2 protein-coding genes are annotated in these 22,343 nt (G+C 63.5%); both read left to right on the forward strand.

What is annotated here, in order from left to right:
* The first annotated feature begins 45 nt into the window (after positions 1 to 45).
* Positions 46 to 8,208, forward strand: coding sequence for a non-ribosomal peptide synthetase (locus R4P47_RS02600; protein ID WP_317784017.1), 8,163 nt, complete (start codon positions 46 to 48; stop codon positions 8,206 to 8,208).
* A gap of 185 nt (positions 8,209 to 8,393) precedes the next feature.
* Complete coding sequence (locus R4P47_RS02605) at positions 8,394 to 22,334, forward strand: non-ribosomal peptide synthetase (RefSeq protein WP_317784018.1); 13,941 nt, start codon at positions 8,394 to 8,396, stop codon at positions 22,332 to 22,334.
* The last annotated feature ends 9 nt before the right edge of the window (positions 22,335 to 22,343 follow it).

The following is a 22,343-nucleotide window of genomic DNA, read 5'->3' on the forward strand; positions in this document are numbered from 1 at the left end:
GGCACTGGGAAACATTGGAGGCGCGTTCTACATGGTTCGAGACGTATGAGCCGCGATCACACGTCGGACGGCACGAGTCCTGGGCCATCGGACGGCCGCGCCGCGCGGCGTCCTCGGCCACGGCGCGCCCGCCGCAACACCACTCCACTCCTCCCGCAGATCCTGACGGCAGCCGTCGAGATCGACCCGAAGCAGACGGCCGTGATCGAGGGCGACAGCAGCCTGTCGTACGAGCAACTCGACCGCCGGTCGTCTCGGATTGCGCGAGTTCTCGTATCCGAAGGCGTCGGCCCGGAAGACATCGTCGCGATTGCCCTCACCCGGTCGGTGGAATCGGTGACGGCCGTGTGGTCCGTCGCGAAGTCCGGGGCTGCTTTCGTTCCTGTCGATCCCACGTACCCAGCGGATCGCGTGCAACATATGCTGACCGACTCCGGTGCCCGAATCGGGATCACCACCCGCGCTTTCGTAGGGCAGTTGCCGACCTCGGTTCGATGGATCGTTCTGGACGACACTGCATTCGAGGCACAGCTTCTGTTGGTGTCGGACGAGAAGATCGCGGTCTCGGACAGGAAATCCACTCTTCGTGCGGACAATCCCGCGTACCTCATCTACACCTCGGGGTCGACGGGTGTCCCCAAGGGTGTTGTGGTCAGCCACACCGGCCTGGCCGCATTTGCCGCAGAACAACGCAGTCGATTCGGCCTGACCCCGGCCTCGCGGACCCTGCACTTCGCCTCGCCGAGCTTCGACGCGTCGATACTCGAACTGTTCATGGCTGTCATTGCCGGCTCGACGATGATCATCGTTCCGACGTACGTGTTCGGGGGCCAGGAACTTGCCGACGTTCTTCGTGACGGTCGGGTGACGCACGCTTTCGTGACTCCGGCGGCGTTGGCGTCGGTCGACCCGGCCGGCCTCGACTCGATCGAGGTGGTCGTCGTCGGTGGAGAGAGCTGTCCGCCGGAGTTGGTGGGCAGGTGGGCGCCTGGACGGCAGTTCTTCGATGCGTACGGCCCGACCGAAAGCACTGTGGTGAGCAACATCTCCACCGCGCTGTCGCCGGGAGATCCGATCTCGATCGGATCTCCGATACCGGGAACGAATGCGCACGTGTTGGATCGCCGGTTGCGTCCGGTTCCGAACGGGGTAGCGGGCGAGCTTTATCTTTCCGGCCTCGGACTGGCCCGCGGATACCGAGGTAAGCCGTCGCTGAGCGCGGGTCGGTTCGTTGCGAATCCTTTCGTGGACAGTGGAACCCGCATGTACAGGACGGGCGACATCGTGCGCCGGGACTCGTCCGGGTCGGTGGAATACGTCTCTCGCAACGACCATCAGGTCAAGGTGCGGGGCTTTCGGATCGAACTCGGCGAAATCGATACCGCGCTGACGGCCCACCCGTCCGTCTCGTTCGCGGTCACGATCGATGTTGTCGGTGCTAACGGTGACGTCGATCTTGTTTCGTACGTTCGCCCCGAAGAGGGTGCCCATGCGGATCCGGCGGATATCGTTGCCTTCGTTGCTGTTTCGCTGCCCAAGCACATGATTCCGTCCTCGATCATGGTGATCGACGACATTCCCCTGACGCCCTCGGGCAAACTGGATCGTGCGCGACTTCCGCAGCCCGAGTTCACGGTTCGGGAATACCGAGCACCGGAGAGTGACTCCGAAATCGCAGTCGCGCAGGTCTTCTCGGAGATTCTGGGCCTCGAGCGCGTGGGCCTCGACGACGACTTCTTCGATCTGGGTGGCAACTCACTGTCCGCTACCCGCCTGGTTTCTCGGATCGGTGCGTCCCTCGATGTCGAATTCGGTGCCAAAGCGGTGTTCGAGCAGTCGACGGTGGCGGGGTTGGCGGCGCATGTCGACGAACTCGAGAGCGGTCAGCGCGTCGCGCTGAGGGCGATGTCTCGGCCCGATCGCATCCCTTTGTCCTATGCACAGCAGAGAATGTGGTTCCTCAATCGGTTCGACAATGCCTCGCTCGCGTACAACATCCCCATTGCGATCCGGTTGACCGGTGGTCTCGATCGCGAGGTTCTCCGGGGTGCGATCTCCGATGTCGTGGACCGACACGAAGTCCTCCGAACCATGTATCCCGAGAGTGACGGCACCGGTTATCAGCTGATCCTTCCCCGTTCGGATTCATCGGGATTGCTCGATCTGCGCACCGTCGCCGAGGTCGATCTGATCGGGAGCGTCACCGAATTCGCCTCTGCTGCCTTCGATGTCACGGCAGAGGTTCCCTTTCGTGCTGCTCTGTTCCAGATCGCCCCGGAGGATGCGGTGCTGGCGATCAATGCACATCACATTGCCGTCGACGGCTTCTCCATCGGTCCCCTGACCCGAGACATCATGATTGCGTACGCAGGTCGGTTGAGCGGATCGTCGGAAGGATTGCCGCTGCTCGATATCCAGTATGCGGATTTCGCGCTGTGGCAGCGTGCCGTGCTCGGTAGCGAGGACGACCCGGAGTCCGTCATCGCCCAACAGGTCGAGTACTGGAAGAACCGGCTCGACGGTCTGCCGGAACTGCTGGAATTGCCGACCGACAGGCCGAGGCCGTCGCAGTCGACGACCGCTGGAGCGGCGTTGTCGTTCGTCATCGATGCGGAGTTGGCCCACGCGATCGAGGCACTGGCGCGGGGCCGGGAATCCAGCCTCTTCATGGTGATGCAGGCGGCCTTGGCCATCGTGCTCGCCAAGACGAGTGGGATGTCGGACATCGCGATCGGGACCGCTGTTGCGGGGCGCGGTGAGGAAGCCCTCGACGATCTCGTCGGAATGTTCGTCAACACTCTGGTGCTGCGGAACAACGTCGATTCCGACCTGACTGCCGCCGAGGTTCTCGCCGGTGCCAGGACAGCCACTCTCGACGCCTTCGGCCACGCGGACGTGCCGTTCGAGCGGTTGGTAGAGATCTTGGATCCACCGCGTGCAACCTCACACAGCCCGCTGTTCCAGGTGATGCTGACGCTGCAGAACCTGGACCCCATCGCGTTCGAGCTACCGAATCTGACGCTCGCGGCGGTGGACGTCGATTCGATCACGGCGAACTTCGATCTGGCGTTGACACTGGTTCCGTCCGGCGAGGGCCGCGAGGGAATCGGCGGGACGTTCGTGTATTCGACGGACCTGTTCGACCGATCGACCGTCGAGGGGTTCGCGGATCGCTTCCAGCGGACACTCGAACTCGTGGTCGCCGACCCCGCTGTACGCGTTCGCGATCTCGATCTCACGAGTGCAGACGAGCGGGCGGCGGTCATGCAGTGGAACAGAACCTCACGACCGAGGTCGGAGGAGACGTTCGAGGCAGGCTTCGATCGGTGTGCCACCGCCACGCCCGATGCTCCCGCGGTCACCTTCGGCGGTCTCACGATCAGTTATCGAGACTTCGCCGGACGGGTGAACGAGGCGGCACGCCAGTTGATCTCGCGGGGAGTCGGGCCGGAAACTGCCGTCGCAGTGGTGGGCACGCGGTCGGTGGACATGTTGACCGCCATCTACGCGACTCTGATCGCCGGCGCGGCGTATGTTCCTCTCGATCCGGAGTGGCCGGAGGATCGGGTTCGCTACGTTCTCGACGTCGCGCATCCCGTCCTGATCTTCGACGCCACAACCGATCCGGTAGTCGGAAGAGCCGCCGATCGATCGTCGATTGCCATGATGAGCGCCTTCGCTGTCGGTACCGGGGATACCGGTGCCGTGCGACCCGACGAGCGAACGGGTCCGCTGCGGCCCGAGAACATCGCGTACACGATCTTCACATCGGGTTCGACGGGTCGGCCGAAGGGTGTATCCGTTTCACACCGCGCGATCGTGAACCAGCTCGACTGGTTGGCGACGGAGTTCGGCGTGAATTCGACGGATGCGATTCTTCAGAAGACGCCGGTCGGCTTCGATGCGTCGGTATGGGAATTGTTGTTGCCTCTACGGGTGGGGGCTCGTCTGGTGTCGGCGCGCCCGGATGGGCATCGCGATCCTCGCTACATGTCCGAAGTGATTGCTACGGAACAGGTTACGATAGCTCAGTTCGTTCCCTCGGTGCTGGCGCTGATGCTCGAGTTCGCCGAAGCGGAGCAGCTCACCCCGCTGCGCGCGGTGCTTGTCGGCGGAGAGCAATTGGACGCGACATCGGCGTCCCGGTTCACCGAGTTGAGCGGGGCACACGTGCACAATGTGTACGGGCCGACCGAAACCGCGGTCCAGGTCACGCACTCGCCGCACACATCCTCGGACCTGTCCGTCGTCCCCATCGGCACTCCGGTGCACAATACTCGGCTGCACGTCCTCGACGACGGCTTGAACGAATTGCCGATTGCCGTTGTCGGTGAGCTGTACGTGGCCGGCGACCAGTTGGCCCGCGGTTACGCATCTCGGGCCTCGTTGACTGCCGAGCGGTTCGTCGCAGATCCGTTCGCTGACGCCGGCTCCCGCCTGTATAGAACCGGCGACCTCGTCCGGCGCCAGCGAGACGGATCGCTGGTCTACGTCGGTAGAAGTGACGCACAGATCAAGCTCAGAGGGCTGCGCGTGGAACTGGGGGAGATCGAAAGTGTGCTTCGCTCAGCACCTTTCGTGGCGGCGGCAGCGGTGTCTGTTGTCGACAACGCGCTGATCGGCTACCTGGTGGCCCGAGAAGGACAGGTTGTCGACGAGGCGGTACTGCGGCGCGAGGCGGCGTCCGCTCTGCCGGAATACATGATTCCCGCTACCTTCGTGATTCTCGACGAGTTGCCGACGAACGCCAGCGGAAAGCTGGACCGACGAGCACTGCCTGCGCCGGGTCCGGTGACCACCGCTCGATACCGTGCGCCGAGCACCGAAGTCGAAACACTCATCGCCGAACTCTTCGCGGGAGTTCTCGGTCTGGAACGCGTGGGAGTCGAGGACTCGTTCTTCGCACTCGGTGGCGACAGCATCATGTCGATCCAACTCACCTCACGGGCCAAAGCCCGGGGACTTGTGTTCCGCCCGCGTGACGTGTTCGAGGCCAAGACCGTGGGTCGACTTGCGGAGCTCACGACGCGGTCGTCATCCGCCGACGCCGTCGTTCTGGCCGAGGTCGACGGCGGCGGTATCGGAACGATGCCGATGACACCGATCGTGGAATCGATGCTGGAGCGAGGGTCGGATTTCGGGCGCTTCACTCAGTCACTCGCGATGGAGCTGCCGGTCGGGATCGAGCGCTCCGGAATCGTGACGACCATCGCAGCAGTGGTCGATCATCACGACATGCTGCGCGCCCGAATGACGGTGGAGGGTCCAGAACGCGGCATCTCGGTCGCAGCATCCGGTTCCGTGGATATCGACGCGCTGATACATCGAGTCGAACTGGCACCCGACGCACCGCAGGCTGCCGTCACCGCGGCGGGCTCGACCGCGCTGGACGAGGTGCTGTCTTCACTGGATCCCGTCTCCGGACGAGTGCTGCGATTCGTGTGGATCGATTTCGGTCCGAGCCGGTCCGGCCGCATCATCATGGTCGCTCACCACCTGATCGTCGACGGGGTGTCCTGGCGAATCGTGATTCCGGACTTCGTGACGGCATGGGCGCAGTTCTCGTCCGGGGTACCCATCTCGTTGACTCCGGTGGGAACGTCGATGCGAACGTGGGCGCACGAATTGAAGCGGGTAGCGGAGTCCGAAGCGCGCCTCGCCGAACTCGAGTACTGGCAGTCGGTCATGAAAACTCCGGATCCGCTACTCGGACGTCGTGCATTCGATCCCGCGATCGACAGACGATCGACGATGGAGTCCGTATCCGTGACCCTGTCGTCGGGAGTGACCGAAGCCTTGCTCACTCGTATCCCCGCCATCTTCCGAGGTGGGGTGAACGACGCACTCCTGGCTGCTCTCGCCATGGCTCTGACGCAATGGCGTCGAGCGCGTGGAATCGACAGCTCGTCGGCGCTTGTTCTGTTGGAAGGGCACGGTCGAGAGGAAGACGTCGTTCCCGGTGCCGACTTGTCCCGCACCGTCGGATGGTTCACCACGGTCTTCCCGGTATCGCTGGATCTGTCGGGCATCGACGTCGCGGATGCATATGCCGCCGGCCCGAGTGCTGGTTCGGCTGTGAAAGTGGTCAAGGAACAGTTGGCTGCGATCCCGAACAAGGGAATCGGGTTCGGTCTGCTCCGCTACATGGGTGGCTCGACTGCATCGGCTCTGCTGAACGCCGACCCACAAGTGAGTTTCAACTATCTCGGGCGGGTGGGTGCTGCCGCCGAGGTGGCCGAGGCCACCGGCCTCGGTTGGCTTCCCGCAACGGATATGGGCGACATCGATGCGGCAGCGGACGATCTGGCTGCCGTGGCCGTCGTCGATGTGAACGCGATGGTGGTGAGCGGTGACGACGGTGAGCAATTGACTGCGAGCTTCGCGTACGCATCGGGCGTACTCGGCCTCGCCGAGACCGAAGAATTGGCCGGTCACTGGGTGTCGGCGCTGACATCGTTGGCGCGTCATGCCGAGACGCCGACGGCGGGTGGCCTGACACCTCTCGACGTTCCGCTCGCCGATGTCACCCAGTCGGAGATCGAGGAATGGGAGGGCCGTTACGACGACATCGTCGACATCTGGCCACTGACCCCCCTCCAGCAGGGTCTTCAGTTTCACCATCTGGCGGCCGAATTCGATGTCGATGTGTACATGCCGCAGGTCGTGATGACGCTGGGCGGAGAACTCGATACCGCGCGACTGCTCGCTGCTGCGCGGGCAGTCGTGTCGAGGCATTCCAGCCTCCGCACGGCATTCGTTCGGACGAAATCCGGCCGGTCCGCGCAGCTCGTCCGTGCTCGCGACGATGTGGGTTGGATCGAATTCGATCTGTCGAACCTCGCCGACACCGATCGACAGTCCGGACTCGCCGAGATCGTGGCGCAGGACAAGATCAGCCGGTTCGATCTGGAAGCGGATCCTCTGCTGCGTTTCACGGTGGTGCGCTTGTCGGACGACGATTTCCGGTTGGTCGTGACGGACCACCACATCATCCTCGACGGTTGGTCCATGCCGATCCTGTTGCAGGAGTTGCTCGCCCTGTATGCACTGCGCGGAGACGACAGTCTTCTGCCTCGCGCCAAGGACTACCGGTCGTACCTGGCGTGGTTGAGCAGGGTGGACACGACGCAGTCACTGGACGCGTGGGCCCGTGCCCTCGACGGGGTGGCCGAGCCATCTCTTCTGGCCGAGGTGGTCGAGCCTGCAGTCCGTGGATGGGCACGTGCGCAGGATCGGGTGATCGGCCCAGTTCTGTCCGAGGCGCTCGCCGATACTGCGAGACGAGTCGAGGTCACGATGAACACCCTCACTCAAGCAGCATGGGCATTGTTGCTCGCCCGAACGCTGCAACGCGACGATGTGGTCTTCGGCGCAACGGTCTCCGGGCGCCCCACCGGTATCGACGGGATCGAGCAGATGGTGGGCCTGTTCATCAACACGGTTCCGGTGCGAGTGCGACTGGATCGTGCCGAGACTGTCGAGTCCTTCCTCGGCAGGTTGCAACGCGAGCAGGTCGACCTACTCGAGCACCATCATCTGGGTTTGAGCGAGATCACGCAGCGGGTCGGGAAGGGCGCGCGGTTCGACAGCCTCACGGTGTTCGAGTCGTATCCCGTCGACGAGTCGGCCATCGCAGAGAACGCTGCGTCGATCGACGGCTTGCAGGTTCTCGGAATGTCCTTTGCCGAGTCCACCCACTACCCGGTGGTTCTGAGGATCAGTGCCGGAGCGCAGCTACACATTCGACTCGAGTACATGGACGATGTCGTCGAGGCCGGGGAGGCTCTCGGTCTGCTGGAGTCGCTGGAGAACATTCTGTCCGTGTTCGCGCACGAGGGTGACAGGTCGCTCGACGCAGTCCTTGCCGACATTCGACCGGTGGCGGTGCGGCCGTGGTCTACCTCCTCCCGTGGTGCGGCTGCCGCTGGGGAGCTGTCGTCACACCGATCCACTCCCGCGACCGACGCCCGCATCGTCGATGCAGTGGCACGACTGTTGAACGTCGACGGTGTAACGATCGACGACAACTTCTTCGAGTTGGGTGGCACCTCTCTCGACGCGATGGCGCTGTCGAAGGTGGTGGGTTCGCAGTCGAACAAGCCCGTCCCTCTCGGTGCCGTATTGGCTGCACCGTCCCTTCGTGCGTTGGCCGATCCCGACTTTCTCGACGCATTCGATGCGCTGAGATCAGAGGAGGGCGAACGCTAGAGGAGCCGAGCCCACGCCCGTGACAGGAGAGCTCGAACTCGACGTGCCGACACTTCCGGCATCGTCCCGCATTCGGTTCGGTACCTCTGTCCCAGTACTGTTGGGGTGAAAAGTCCGCACTTGCTTGCTGGGCGTTCGCGCCGAGGTGCCGCAATCGATTTCGGAGTCGGGAGGATGTTGTCGAGATGCAGAGCGGACACGGTGTCGATCGGACGCTGTCGATCAGCGACGTGCCGCGGCTCGTCGCAGAGGCCTCCCGTACTGCACCGGAACGCACTGCGCTGACGCTCGACGGCGCTCGGGTCACCCTGCTGTCGCTTCACCGTGAGCTGAGTCGTCTCGACGCCGCAATGGGTGGCGCGCTGGAGCCCGACTCTCTTCTTGCACTGGTCATTGCAGATATTGCTCCCGGGCTCCTCGACTCCGACGACGGCGCATTGGATCGAGTCACGCGCTCCCTGCTGACCGAGGTATCCGCAGTTCTCGGCTTGGAGCCCTCCGTCGGCCCCTCGACCGAAGCGCGTCGAACTCTGGTCGACGCATTCGATGCAGGCGTCGACGCGTACGCAGACCGAATCGCCGTGCGCAGCACCGTCGAGCAGGTCACGTACGAGGAGTTGGACAGACGGTCCAATCGCGTTGCCCGATACCTCGTCTCGATGGGAGTCGGCCCCGATCGAATCGTCGGGCTCGCTGCGTCGCGATCGGTGGACCTCGTGGTGGGAATGTACGCGATCATCAAGGCAGGCGGCGCATATCTTCCTCTCGATCTCGACCACCCGAGGGATCGACTCGAGTACATCGTCGGTATCGCAGATCCCGTCCTGATCCTCACCGATGGATCCGGCACTGCGTCTCTGCCGGACGGCGTCCCCGTCACGGAGATCGGCACGCACGCGGTGGACGGGTTCGACGAAAGCCGACTGAGTCCCGAGGAATTGGTATCGCCTCTGCGAGAGCAGAACCTGGCCTACGTCATGTTCACTTCGGGATCGACGGGACGTCCCAAGGGCGTCGCCGTCCCGCACTCGGCGATCATGGAACACCTGTCGTGGCGTCAGCGTCGATACGAGTTCCGTCAGACCGATGTGGTTCTCCAGAAGACCCCGTACACCTTCGATGTGTCGGTGTGGGAGTTCTTCCTACCGCTGCACGTCGGAGCAAAGCTCGTTCTCGCAGAACCCGACGGTCACCTGGACCCTGGCTATCTGTCTGCGGTGATCCGAGACGAGGGCGTCACGGTGGTGCATTTCGTACCGTCGATGCTTGCGGTGTTCGTCGACTCGTCGCAGCATTCGGACCTGCGCTCGTTGCGGTACGTCTTTTCCTCGGGTGAAGAGCTACCTGCTTCGGCGGCAACACGTTTCGCCGCCATCTCTGCTGCGGAGCTGCACAACCTGTACGGGCCGACCGAGGCTGCCATCGACGTCACCCATCATCACGTGGTCGATGGCGACAGTGGGTCCATTCCCATAGGAGCCGGAGTGGACGGCACCGAGTTGCATGTACTCGACGCCGGCCTGCAACCCGTTCCGCCCGGCACAGCGGGCGAGTTGTATGTCACCGGTGTTCAGTTGGCCCGCGGATACGTGTCACGGCCGGGGACGACGGCCGACCGTTTCGTCGCCGATCCGTTCGCGGTGGGCAATCGTATGTACCGCACGGGTGATGTGGTCAAACGGACCTCGGCAGGTCTTCTCGTTTATCTGGGACGCACGGATTTTCAGGTCAAGCTGCGCGGGCTTCGAATCGAACTCGGCGAGATAGAAGCTGTGCTGCAACGCCATCGCAGCGTCTCCCAGAGCGTTGTGGTCGTACGCGCCGACCGTCTCGTCGGGTACGTCGTGGCATCACGGCAGGGCTCGATCGAACTGGAAGAACTGTGGGCGAGTCTGAGGGAGACGTTGCCCGAGTACATGCTGCCGACAGCGCTGACGGTGCTCGACAGCATGCCTCTCGGCTCATCCGGAAAACTCGACAGAAGGTCCTTACCGGAACCGGCAGAGAACCACGCGGTATTCAGCGATCCGGTATCCGACACCGAAATTGTTGTGGCCGAGGAGTTCTCGGCACTTCTCGGTGTCACTTCGGTCGGTCGCGAGGACGACTTCTTTGCGCTCGGTGGAACTTCCCTGTCCGCGACTCGGCTCGTGTCTCGATTGAATGCACGACTCGAAGTCCGCACAGCGGTCCGAGAATTCTTCGATACCTCGACTGTGGCGGGGTGGGCTCTGGTCCTCGATTCCGCCGAACGTCGCACGGCAGGAGGAAGTCTGGGATCCATCGCGTGGCCCGAGCAGATCCCGCTGGCCCCCGCCCAGCAGCGGATGTGGTTTCTCAACCGGTTCGATCCCAGCTCGTCCGTGGACAACATCGGGATTGCCATTCGGTTGTCGGGTCCACTCGACGTCGACTCCTTGCGCGGCGCAATCGATGATCTGGTGATCCGACACTCGTCGCTTCGGACGCGGTATCGCGAAGTCGATGGGGTCGGGACTCAGGTCGTTCTCGGCATCGACGACGTCGATATCGACTGGCGAACAACTCGAATAGAGGAAGCGCAGCTCGACGACCACGTGGGAGCAGTGGTGACCGCGCCGTTCGATGTGACCGCGGCTCCACCCTTCCGGGTCCGATTGCTCGAGCTCGGCCCACGCGAACATGTGCTCGTCGTGGCCGTGCATCACATTGCGGCCGACGGCTTTTCGATGGTGCCACTGACTACCGACGTCATGACTGCCTACGCCGCACGAGCGGACGGCCGTGCGCCGACATGGTCACCGTTGCCGGTGGAGTACGTGGACTACACCCTGTGGCATCGGGCTGCGCTCGGATCGCCCGAGGATCCCGACTCGCTAGGCAACGCACAGGAACGGTATTGGGCTTCAGCGCTGTCGGGAGTGCCCGATGCGCTCACACTGCCGACCGACCGACCACGACCGCAGGTGTGGTCGGGCCGCGGAGCGAAGCATGTGCTTGCGGTCGGTCCCGACACCCATGGTGCATTGACCGAACTTGCAGGCAGGCGTGGCACCACTCTGTTCATGGTGGTGCACGCTGCGTTGGCGGTGTTGTTGTCGCGGTTGTCGGGCAGTGCCGATGTGGTGGTGGGTACTCCGGTGGCGGGGCGTGGTGAGGCTGTTCTCGATGATGTGATCGGGATGTTCGTCAATACGTTGGTGTTGCGTACGGCGGTGGATGGTTCGTCGAGTTTCGACGAGGTGTTGGCGGGTGTGCGTGAGGTGGATCTGTCTGCTTTTGCGCATGCGGATGTGCCGTTCGAGCGGGTGGTCGAGGTGGTCGATCCGCCGCGGCTGCAGGGTGTGCATCCGATCTTTCAGGTGATGGTGACGTTCGCCGAGGTGGGAAACAGGCGGTTCGAGCTCGCCGGACTCGGTGTGGACGCAGTCGACATGGACGCCACGACCGCCAAGGTGGACCTGGATTTCACCGTCATCGAAAAGCGTTCCGCAACGGACGATCCGGCGGGTCTCTCTATCGCCGTCACTTACGCGAGCGACCTGTTCGACGCGGCGACGATCGAATCGCTGGCCGAGCGTGTAGGGGCAGTACTCGACACGGTGGTGGCAAACCCGTCGATCGTCGTCGGCGACCTCGAGTTGGTCGGCGACAACGAGCGGCGATGGCTGCTCGACGAGGTCAATGCGACCGGCCACGAGTTCGACAGAGCCGCTACCTTGGCGTCTGTGTTCGATGCGCAGGTGGCACGAACACCGAACGCGGTGGCCATCACATTCGAGGGCGAGTCCACGACGTACCGTGAGTTCGATGCGCGGGTGAACCGGGTGGCACGGTATCTGATCGACCGTGGTTCCGGGCCGGAGGCCACTGTTGCTGTGGCTCTTCCTCGTTCGCTGGATCTGATGGTTGCGTTGTATGCGGTGGTGAAGACCGGAGCGGCGTACGTTCCGGTGGACCCGACCCAGCCTGCTGATCGAATCGCGTACATCCTCGAGACAGCACAAGTGACGTTGGTCGTGGCGAGCTCGAGCCTCGACGGTGCTCGATCAGCGGCCGCGACCGTGGTGCTGGACGACGAGACCGTGACGAAATACTCTGCCGAGCCGATTACCGACGCGGATCGGATTGCGTCGTTGACGCCGGACAACACCGCGTACGTGCTGTTCACGTCAGGATCGACGGGCACGCCGAAAGGTGTTGCGATGTCGCATTCTGCGATAGTCAATCGGTTGGTGTGGATGCAGACGGAGTACTGCCTCACGGACGCAGATGCCGTGTTGCAGAAAACACCGATCACCTTCGATGTGTCGGTTTGGGAGTTGTTCTGGCCGCTGCAGGTCGGTGCACGGTTGGTGATCGCCCGGCCCGACGGGCACAGAGACCCCGCCTATCTGACGGAAACGATAGAGCGAGAGCATGTCTCGGTGGCGCACTTCGTGCCCTCGATGCTCGGGGTTTTCACTGCCGAGCTGGTCCCGGCTCGCGTCGGGTCGCTGCGATGGGTGTTCGCGTCGGGCGAGGCATTGCCGCCGTCCACCGCGCACGCATTCGTGGAACTGGTTCCGCGGGCCCGGCTGGTCAACCTGTACGGCCCCACAGAGGCTGCGGTCGATGTCACGTCCCACGAGTTCGACGCTGCCGACGTAGGTGGGGTACCGATCGGTCTTCCGGTGTTCAACACTGCAGTTCGAGTACTGGATGGGCGTCTGCATCTGGTTGCGGTGGGTGCCGTGGGTGAGTTGTACCTCGGTGGTGTTCAGCTGGCACGCGGGTACTCCGCACGTCCGGATCTGACCGCGGATCGATTCGTCGCGGATCCATTCGGACGTCCGGGTGATCGGCTGTATCGCACCGGGGACCTGGTGCGTTGGTCTTCTTCCGGCGAACTGGAGTATCTCGGCCGATCGGATTTTCAGGTGAAGCTGCGGGGTCTCCGAATCGAGTTGGGGGAGATCGAGAACGCACTGGCCCGCGATGATTCCGTGTCGCAGGCGGTGGTGGCCGTGCGTACGGATCGATTGGTCGCCTACGTCGTTCCCCCGGCCGGTGGGACGGTCGATACGCAGGCACTGCTTCGAGGTGTGGCACGCACAGTTCCGGAGTACATGGTTCCTGCGGTCGTACTCGTGCTCGATGCATTGCCGCTGGGGCCGGCTGGCAAACTGGATCGAAAGTCGTTGCCGGAGCCGTTGTTCGAGCGCCGAGTGTTCCGTGAGCCGGTGACCGAGACCGAACGGATCGTGGCAGGCGTGTTCGGCGACCTCCTCGGCGTGACCGAAGTCGGCCTCGACGACGACTTCTTCGGTCTCGGCGGCAACTCGTTGATTGCCACTCAGGTCGTGTCTCGACTCGGGGTCGAACTCGATACGCAGGTGCCGGTGCGAGCCGTGTTCGACGCGTCCACCGTGGAGAGCTTCGCGGCTCTGCTGGCCGATTCGGCCGGTACCGGGGCGCGTATTCCCCTCGAGGGAGGGCATCGTCCTGCCGATATTCCGCTGTCCCTTGCGCAGCAACGGATGTGGTTTCTGCACAAGCTCGAGCCCAACTCGGCCGCTTATCACATTCCTATCGTCGTTCGCCTGCGCGGTGAGCTCGATCTGAGCGCTCTGGCGCGTGCAATCGACGACGTTCGGCATCGACACGAGCCGCTCCGCACCGTCTACCCGGAATACGACGGTATCGGCCACCAGGTGATTCTCCCCTTCGAGTCCAGTCCGTTCGAGCTGGGCGTCGACGAGTGCTCGGAGAAGGAAGCTCTTCGACTGATCCGCGAGATGGTGCTCGGCAGGTTCGCGTTGGCGGACAGTGCGCCGTTTCGGGCGCACGTGTACCGCCTGGGCGGGGCCGAGAACATTCTTGCTGTCGTTGTGCATCACATTGCGGCAGACGGCTTCTCGATGGGGCCGTTGATGCGAGACGTGGTGCACGCCTACGCGGCCAGGGCGTCCGGGACGGAGCCCGGTTGGGAACCGCTTCCTGTTCAGTACGCCGACTTCGCGGTATGGCAGCGGAAGATGCTCGGGGACGAGTCCGATCCGCAGTCTGTGGTCAGCCGGCAGCTCGACTTCTGGACACGGCAACTGGACGGAATCCCCGAGCAGGTCGATCTGCCCACAGATCGCCCGCGGCCGTCGGTTCCGTCCGAGCGTGGCGGACTCCACGCGTTTCGTATCGGAGCCGACGTACACAGGTCGATAGTTCAGCTCGGGCTGGACATCGGGTGCACGCCGTTCATGATCGTGCATGCTGCGTTCGCAATCCTGTTGGCGCGCATGTCGGGTTCCGAGGACATCGTCATCGGAACGCCGGTTGCCGGCCGCGGAGAGCGAGATCTCGACGAGGTCATCGGGATGTTCGTCAACACCCTCGTTCTGAGGACCGAGGTTCGCGACTCGGTGTCGGTACGCGAACTCTTGGCCTCCACACGTGACGTGGATCTGGATGCACTGGCCCACGTGGACATCCCGTTCGAGAGACTGGTGGAGGTTCTGGATCCGCCTCGGTCGACAGCCCGCCAGCCTCTGTTCCAGGTCATGCTCGCCTTCCAGAACCTCGAGTCCGTGTCGGTCGAGCTGCCGAACATCGCTGCCGCCGGGGTGGAACTGGAAACGGGGTTGTCCAAGTTCGATCTCTACCTGACGATGTCGGAAGAGTTCGACTCTTCGGGTGAACCTGTCGGCATGCAGGCTCGGTTGCTGTATCTCGAAGATCTGTTCGACGAGGCAACGGTCGCGGCGACCGGCGAGCGTTTCGAGCGCATCCTCGGCGCGGTGGTTGCAGATCGAGATGTGGCCGTCGGCGATCTCGACGTGCTCGTCGGTGGCGAACTGCAGTCGGTTGTGCACGAGTGGAACCGCACCGGATCGGCGATGACGGACGAGCGGCTACTGGATCGGTATCGAAGGCAGGTGGCGTCGACGCCGGATGCAGTCGCGATCACGTTCGGCGATGAGTCGATAACTTACGGCGAGTTCGACTTTCGTGTCCGGGGCCTGGCAGGCTTCCTCTCTTCGATGGGTATCGGTGCGGAGTCGACCGTCGCCGTTGCCATGGCTCGGTCGGTGGAATTGGTGGTCGGCATCTACGCCGTGGTTGCGGCCGGCGCTGCCTACGTGCCGGTCGATCCCGGCCAACCCGATGATCGTGTCCGTGGTGTGTTGAATACCGCAGCAGTGACGGTCGTCCTGTCGACGTCGCGGGATCGTATGAGAGAACGCGGATTCGACGTGGTGAACGTGGACGAGCTCAGGCTCGATGGCGTCCTCGAGCGGCGGCCAGAGCACCTTCAGGCAGCCGAGGCCTCGGACGCTCGAACGCACCCCGACAGTGCGGCCTACGTTCTTTTCACCTCCGGATCGACAGGCGAGCCCAAGGGCGTCGTGGTGAGTCATCGAGCGATCGTCAACCGGTTGACGTGGATGCGGGCCGAATACGGGCTGCACGACAACGATGTGATGGTGCTGAAGACGCCGGTGACGTTCGACGTGTCTCTGTGGGAATTGTTCTTGCCGTTGCAGATCGGGGCACGGTTGGTGATCGCAGAAGCGGATGGGCATCGCGACCCGCGGTACCTTGCACATCTCTTTCGGTCCGAATCCGTCACCGTCGCGCACTTCGTCCCGTCCATGCTGACCGTGTTCGCAGCGGAGTCCGCGGCATCCCATGCCGAGTCGCTTCGATTCGTGTTCACCTCCGGTGAATCGCTCCCGGTCGCCACAGCGCAGAGCGCCGTCGAGGTGTTGTCACCGGTCCGCATCGTGAATCTGTACGGACCGACCGAAGCGGCCGTCGACGTCACCGGCCACGAGTTCGCCGAGACGGATACCACCAGTGTGCCTATCGGACGACCTGTCTCGGGCACGAGGGCGTACGTCCTCGACCGACGCCTGCGACCGGTTGCCCCAGGCGTGGTGGGGGAGCTGTACCTGGCAGGCGTTCAGTTGGCGCGCGGATACGCCTCCCGCCCCGACCTCACTGCGGAGCGGTTCGTCGCCGATCCCGTCGGTCGTGACGGTGGTCGTCTGTACCGCACCGGCGATCTGGTGCGATGGACTCGATCCGGTGAGCTCGATTTCATCGGCAGGAGAGATTTTCAGATAAAGCTGCGGGGCCAGCGCATCGAACTCGGTGAGATCGAACATGCCTTGGCGGCGCATCCTGGAGTGGCGCATGCCGTCGTCGTTCTGCGATCCGACGGCACTCTCGGGGATGCGCTCGTGGGATACGTTGTGCCACAGCCGGGATGGGCTTTGGATGGCACCGAGGTGCGTGCCGGCGCCAAGGGCAAGGTTCCGGACTACATGGTTCCCGCCGCGGTGATGGTGCTGGACGCACTTCCGGTCAGCTCGAACGGGAAGCTCGATCGACGAGCACTGCCGGAGCCCGCGTTCGAGGTCGGCGTCTTTCGTCCACCGTCGACCCCCATCGAGGAACTCGTGTCGGGAATCTATCGTGACCTTCTCGGAGTGGACCGGGCCGGCCTCGACGACGATTTCTTTGCTCTCGGCGGAAATTCGCTGACAGCCACCCGCGTCGTGTCGAGGTTGGGCGCAGCCCTCGGTGGAGAAGTATCACTGCGGACCTTGTTCGAGGCTCCGAGCGTCGAGATGCTTTCCGCCAGAGTGGAACACGACAGGAGAAGTGCTCTGCGGCCTGCGATCACCGCGCGCGGTGCGCACGACGGGCCAATTCCGTTGTCCTTGGCGCAGCAACGGATGTGGTTCCTCAACAGGCTCGACCCGTCGTCCGCTGCACACAATGTTCCGGTCACGATACGGCTGAGCGGCGAACTCGATGTCGACGCGCTTGTTCTCGCGTTCGGCGACGTCATCGCGCGCCACGACATCCTTCGGACCGTGTACCCCGACATCGACGGTGTGGGTTTTCAAGTCATCGAACCGGCATCTGCGAACCCGGTTCGCCTCGACGCCGAGGACGTGACTGCTGGGCAGACGATGGACCGCGTTCTGCGGCTGGTGGACTCCGGATTCGACGTCACGGCGGCAGTGCCCGTCCGGGCCTGCGTCCTTCGGGAGTCTGTCACCGAGCATGTCCTGGTACTGGTAGCTCATCACATCGCGGTGGACGGTTTCTCGGTCGGCCCGTTGACTCGCGACCTGGTGCGGGCCTACGCGGTCAGAGCAGCCGGACAGGCACCCGATTGGGATCGTCCTGCGATCCAGTACGCCGACTTCGCTGTGTGGCAGCGTGCAGTTCTGGGAGCCGAGGACGATCCGTCGTCGGTCACGTCTATGCAGGTCGACTACTGGCGTGCACAATTGGCCGACCTCCCTTCCGGGATCGAGTTGCCGACCGACCGCGTGCGCCCGACGGAATCGTCCGCTGCCGGTGCGACGGTATCGGTTTCGATCGATGCCGAATCACGTGCCCGGGTCTCGGCATTCGCGCATCGGGCCGGTGCCACCGAGTTCATGGTGCTGCATTCGACGCTGTCCGTGCTTGTCGCTCGATTGACGGCATCCGACGACATCGTGATCGGAACCCCGGTTGCGGGCCGCGGACACAGTGAGCTCGACGACATGATCGGTATGTTCGTCAACACCCTCGCCCTGCGTGTCCAGGTCGATATCGCGGGTAGTTTCTCCGCGCTGCTCTCCCAGGTTCGCGATGTCGACCTATCGGCATTCGCGCACGCAGACCTGCCCTTCGAGAAGATTGTCGACGTTGTCGATCCGCCGCGAATTCGTGGGCGGCACCCGCTCTTCCAGGTCGTGTTCACCTATCAGAACCTCGGACAGGTACACCTGGAATTGCCGAATCTGACCGTTGGGAAAATGGAGTTCGACTCGGTTCGTGCAAAATTCGATGTACAGGTCACCGTGTCGGACACCTCGTCCGCTGCGGACGGAGCACTCGGCTGGAATGTCGAATTCCTCTATGCAACAGACTTGTTCGACCGTTCCACTGTCGAACGGTTCGCCGAGGGCTTCATCAGATTGCTCGGGGGTCTGCTCGACGCTCCGAATCGGCCCATCGGAGACATCGAGTCGATGTCCGACTCGGAGCGCACTTCCCTCGTGCGCGAGTGGAGTGCATCCGCACCGGGTGGTGCGCTCGAACATGCCACGCTGGTGGACCGATTCTACGAAACGGTGCTGGAGAGACCGGATCTGACGGCTGTGCGATTCGACGGCCGTTCGTGGACCTACGGCGACGTCGGTGGGTCGGTCGATGCGCTCGCACGCCATCTCATCACCTGCGGTGCACGCCCGGAAACCCTTGTAGCCGTTGCGCTCCCGCGTTCGATAAGCCTGGTTGTCGCCTTGCTTGCGGTGTCTGTGTCGGGCGCGGCGTATCTGCCCGTCGATCCGTCCTACCCAATGGACCGGATCGAGTTCATGATCGACGATGCCGATCCTGTCCTCGCACTGGTGTCCGGTGCGACCTCGGCTTTCGGCTCCGTTCCGGTGCTCGATCTCGACCTGTTCGACTTCGACAGCATGGACCGCCGTGCGGTGACGGATGCCGACAGGCACTCATCTCTGAGGTCCGATCACCTCGCCTACGTCATCTACACCTCCGGCTCCACCGGCAGGCCCAAGGGTGTCGGGGTCACGCACGGCAACGTGTTGGAGCTCTTCGGCAACACGACGACAGCATTCGGGTTCGACGCGGACGACGTCTGGACGATGTTCCATTCCTACGCGTTCGATTTCTCGGTGTGGGAGATGTGGGGGGCACTGATCCACGGCGGCACACTCGTGGTCGTCGACTACTACACTTCGCGTTCGCCGCAGGATTTTCTTGCGCTCCTGTCGACCGAACGAGTCACCGTACTGAACCAAACCCCCTCTGCATTCCAACAATTGGCCGAAGCCGACCGCGAGCTACCGCAAACCTCTCTTGCCTTGCGGTACGTCCTGTTCGGAGGAGAGGCACTCGACCCGCGCCGACTGGCCGAGTGGTACGACCGGCACGGGGACGGAACCGGCGATTCCGCCGGACCCACTCTGGTGAACCTCTACGGAATCACCGAGACGACCGTCCATGTGACGGTCCGGCCCCTGTCCTCGCGCGACGTGAGTTCGTCGCCGGTCATCGGGGCCCCCATCCCCGGTCTTCGCCTCTACGTTCTGGACCGACGACTACGGCCGGTTCACATCGGGGTTGCGGGTGAGGTCTACGTCGGGGGTGGGCAGCTGGCGAGAGGCTATATCGGTCGTTCGGGTCTGTCGGCGGTTCGTTTCGTCGCCGATCCGTTCGGCGGTTCGGGAGACGTCCTCTACCGCACCGGTGATCGGGCGCGTTGGGTCGTGGTCGACGACGTCGCAGAGCTCGAATATGTGGGCCGTGCCGACGATCAGGTCAAGATTCGGGGTTTCCGAATCGAACTGGGGGAGGTGGAGACGGCGGTGAGCGCGCAGCGCGGGGTGTCTTCCGCTGCCGTCGTCGTCCACGACGACCCCGGTGTGGCCGCTCGGTTGGTGGCGTACGTGGTGTTCGCCGACGGGGCGTCGGCGGACATCGACGACGTACGCAGTGGTGTTACGCAGTGGGTGCCGGACTACATGGTGCCTTCGGTGTTCGTCCCCATCGACTCGATTCCGCTCACGGTCAACGGCAAATTGGACCGAGCGGCCCTTCCGTCGCCCTTTCTCGTGGAGTCGGAGTACAGGCCGCCGTCCACCGCGGTCGAGACAGTGGTGGCGAACGTCTACGCCGAGGTGCTGGGTGTGGACCGAGTCGGGGCAGATGCCGACTTCTTCGATCTCGGCGGAAACTCCTTGGTCGCGACCCGAGTCGTGTCGAGATTGGGTTCCGCGCTCGAGACCGTGGTTCCGGTTCGACTGCTGTTCGAGTCGTCGACCGTATCGGACCTCGCCGCGCGCCTCGAGTCGAGTGTGGGTGAGGGCGGCCGCCGTCGACTCGTCGCGCGTACGCGGCCGGCGACCATTCCCCTGTCTCACGCACAACAGCGAATGTGGCTTCTCAACCGCCTCGATCCCACCTCGGGTGCCCACAACATCTCGAGCGCACTTCGTTTGAGTGGGGCCGTCGACATCGATGTGCTCGCTCGTGCCCTGAAGGATGTCGTCGGTCGACACGAGTCGCTACGGACCCGCTATCCCGACGAGAACGGCGTCGGTTCGCAGGAGATCTTGCCGTTGTCGGAGGTAGACCTGAACCTCGTCCCCGAGGTGGTCGACGAAACCGATATGTCTGCACGGGTGGGTTCCGTCCTGACTGCATCCTTCGATGTCACGGTCTCGGTGCCGTTACGGGTGCGGCTGCTCGAGCTGTCGGATACCGAGCACATTCTGGTGATCGTCGTCCATCACATCGCGGCTGACGGTTTCTCGATCGGGCCGCTGATTCGAGACCTGATGACTGCATACTCGGCGCGCTCACACGGGCGGACGCCGGAGTGGACGCCGTTGACAGTTCAGTACGCGGACTACGCGCTGTGGCAGAGAGAAATTTTGGGCGACGAAAGCGATCCGACATCGCTCGTGTCGGTGCAGGAACAGTATTGGCGGCGCACACTCGACGGCCTGGAAGAACAGGCCGGCATCGCGACCGACCGTCCGCGGCCGAGAACACCGAGCCGGCGCGGTGCGACACACGAGTTCGTGGTGGACCGTGCCCTGACCGATGCACTGGTGTCCGTGTCTCGAGAACATCAGTCGACGCTGTTCATGATCTTGCACGCCGGTCTTGCGGTTCTGTTGGCGAAATTGTCCGGCGAGGAGGACATCGCCGTCGGCACTCCTGTCGCCGGGCGCGGTGAGCAGGAGCTCGACGATCTCGTCGGGATGTTCGTCAATACGCTCGCACTTCGCACGCCGGTGTCGCCGGATCACACTCTCGCCGACATCCTGCGCGGTGTTCGAGACACGGATCTCGACGCATTTGCACACGCTGACGTCCCGTTCGAGCGCATCGTGGAACTGATCGACCCACCGCGGTCGTCCTCGAAGACACCGTTCTTCCAGGTAATCCTTGCCCTGCAGAACCACGAGGCGGGTCGGCTCGAACTACCGGGGCTATCGGTAACCGGAATGGAAGCCCAGGCGCACTCCGCCAACTACGACATGCAGATCGTATTCTCGGAGGAGCGCTCCACCGACGACGAACTGCGTTTGACGTGCGTCATCGTGTACGCCACCGACTTGTACGACCGATCTACCGTGGAGTCCTTCGTCGAGCGGCTGACCGGCGTGCTGCGTACCGTCGCGCAGGCCCCGGGCACCGTGGTTCGGGACGTGGACATCTCCTCGGCCGGGGACAGCGTCACCGCAGCACAGATCGACGACGTCGAGAAGTCGTCCTCGGTGAAGCCCCAGCCGATGGCTCGCACTCTTGCTCAGATGTTCGAGGAAACCGTCGAAGCAGATCCCTCGGCTCCGGCTGTCGTGATCGGCGAAGCCGAGTCGAGCTATCTCGAAGTGTCCCGACGTGTTGCGCAGACGGCACATTTTCTGGTGTCCCGTGGCATCGGTCCAGGGCATCGGGTGGTCGTGGATCTGCAGGTCACGGCGTCCTCGGTCATCGCGATGTGGGCCGTATGGTCCTGCGGGGCTTCGGTTCTGCTGGACACCCGGTCATCCCTGGATCGTGTGACGGACGTCGATCATGTCGTTCTGACGACGTCGTCATGCGCTTCGAGCACCGGCTCGGCCGGCGATCGGCTCAGGGTCATCGTGATGGACGAACCGGACATCGCTACCGACATCGCGGCGCAGTCCACCCGATTGCCGGACTATGCCTCCCGTACGCGGTCTCTATCGGGCGAGGACGAGGCTTTTGTGGTGCCCGACGCCGCAGGGGACACAGTTGTCTCTCAACGCGAAGCGGTGACGCTGGCAGACCGGTGTGTCGACGAGTGGTCACTCGACTACGACTCGCGGACGCTTCTTGCGGTTCGAGGACCGACCAATACCGTGGGCGCTTGGCAGACGCTGGCAATGCTGGCCGCCGCATCGAGCGGTTCTGCGTTGGTGATGGACCCAGGCGAATCCGACCTGGACGAGGTGATCGACGGCAGCTGGGTCACGCACGTGCTCGCTGCATCCTCGGTGGTCGGGCCGGCGCAGAGAACCGATGTGACCGTGGTCAACACCGACACGTTTTCGGCGGTGCAATCGAGAACGGACAGCGATCGCGTATCTCGCGAACACCGGTGAAATGGGGAA

The sequence above is a fragment of the Rhodococcus sp. IEGM 1370 genome (assembly GCF_033142325.1).
Taxonomy (GTDB): Bacteria; Actinomycetota; Actinomycetes; order Mycobacteriales; family Mycobacteriaceae; genus Rhodococcoides.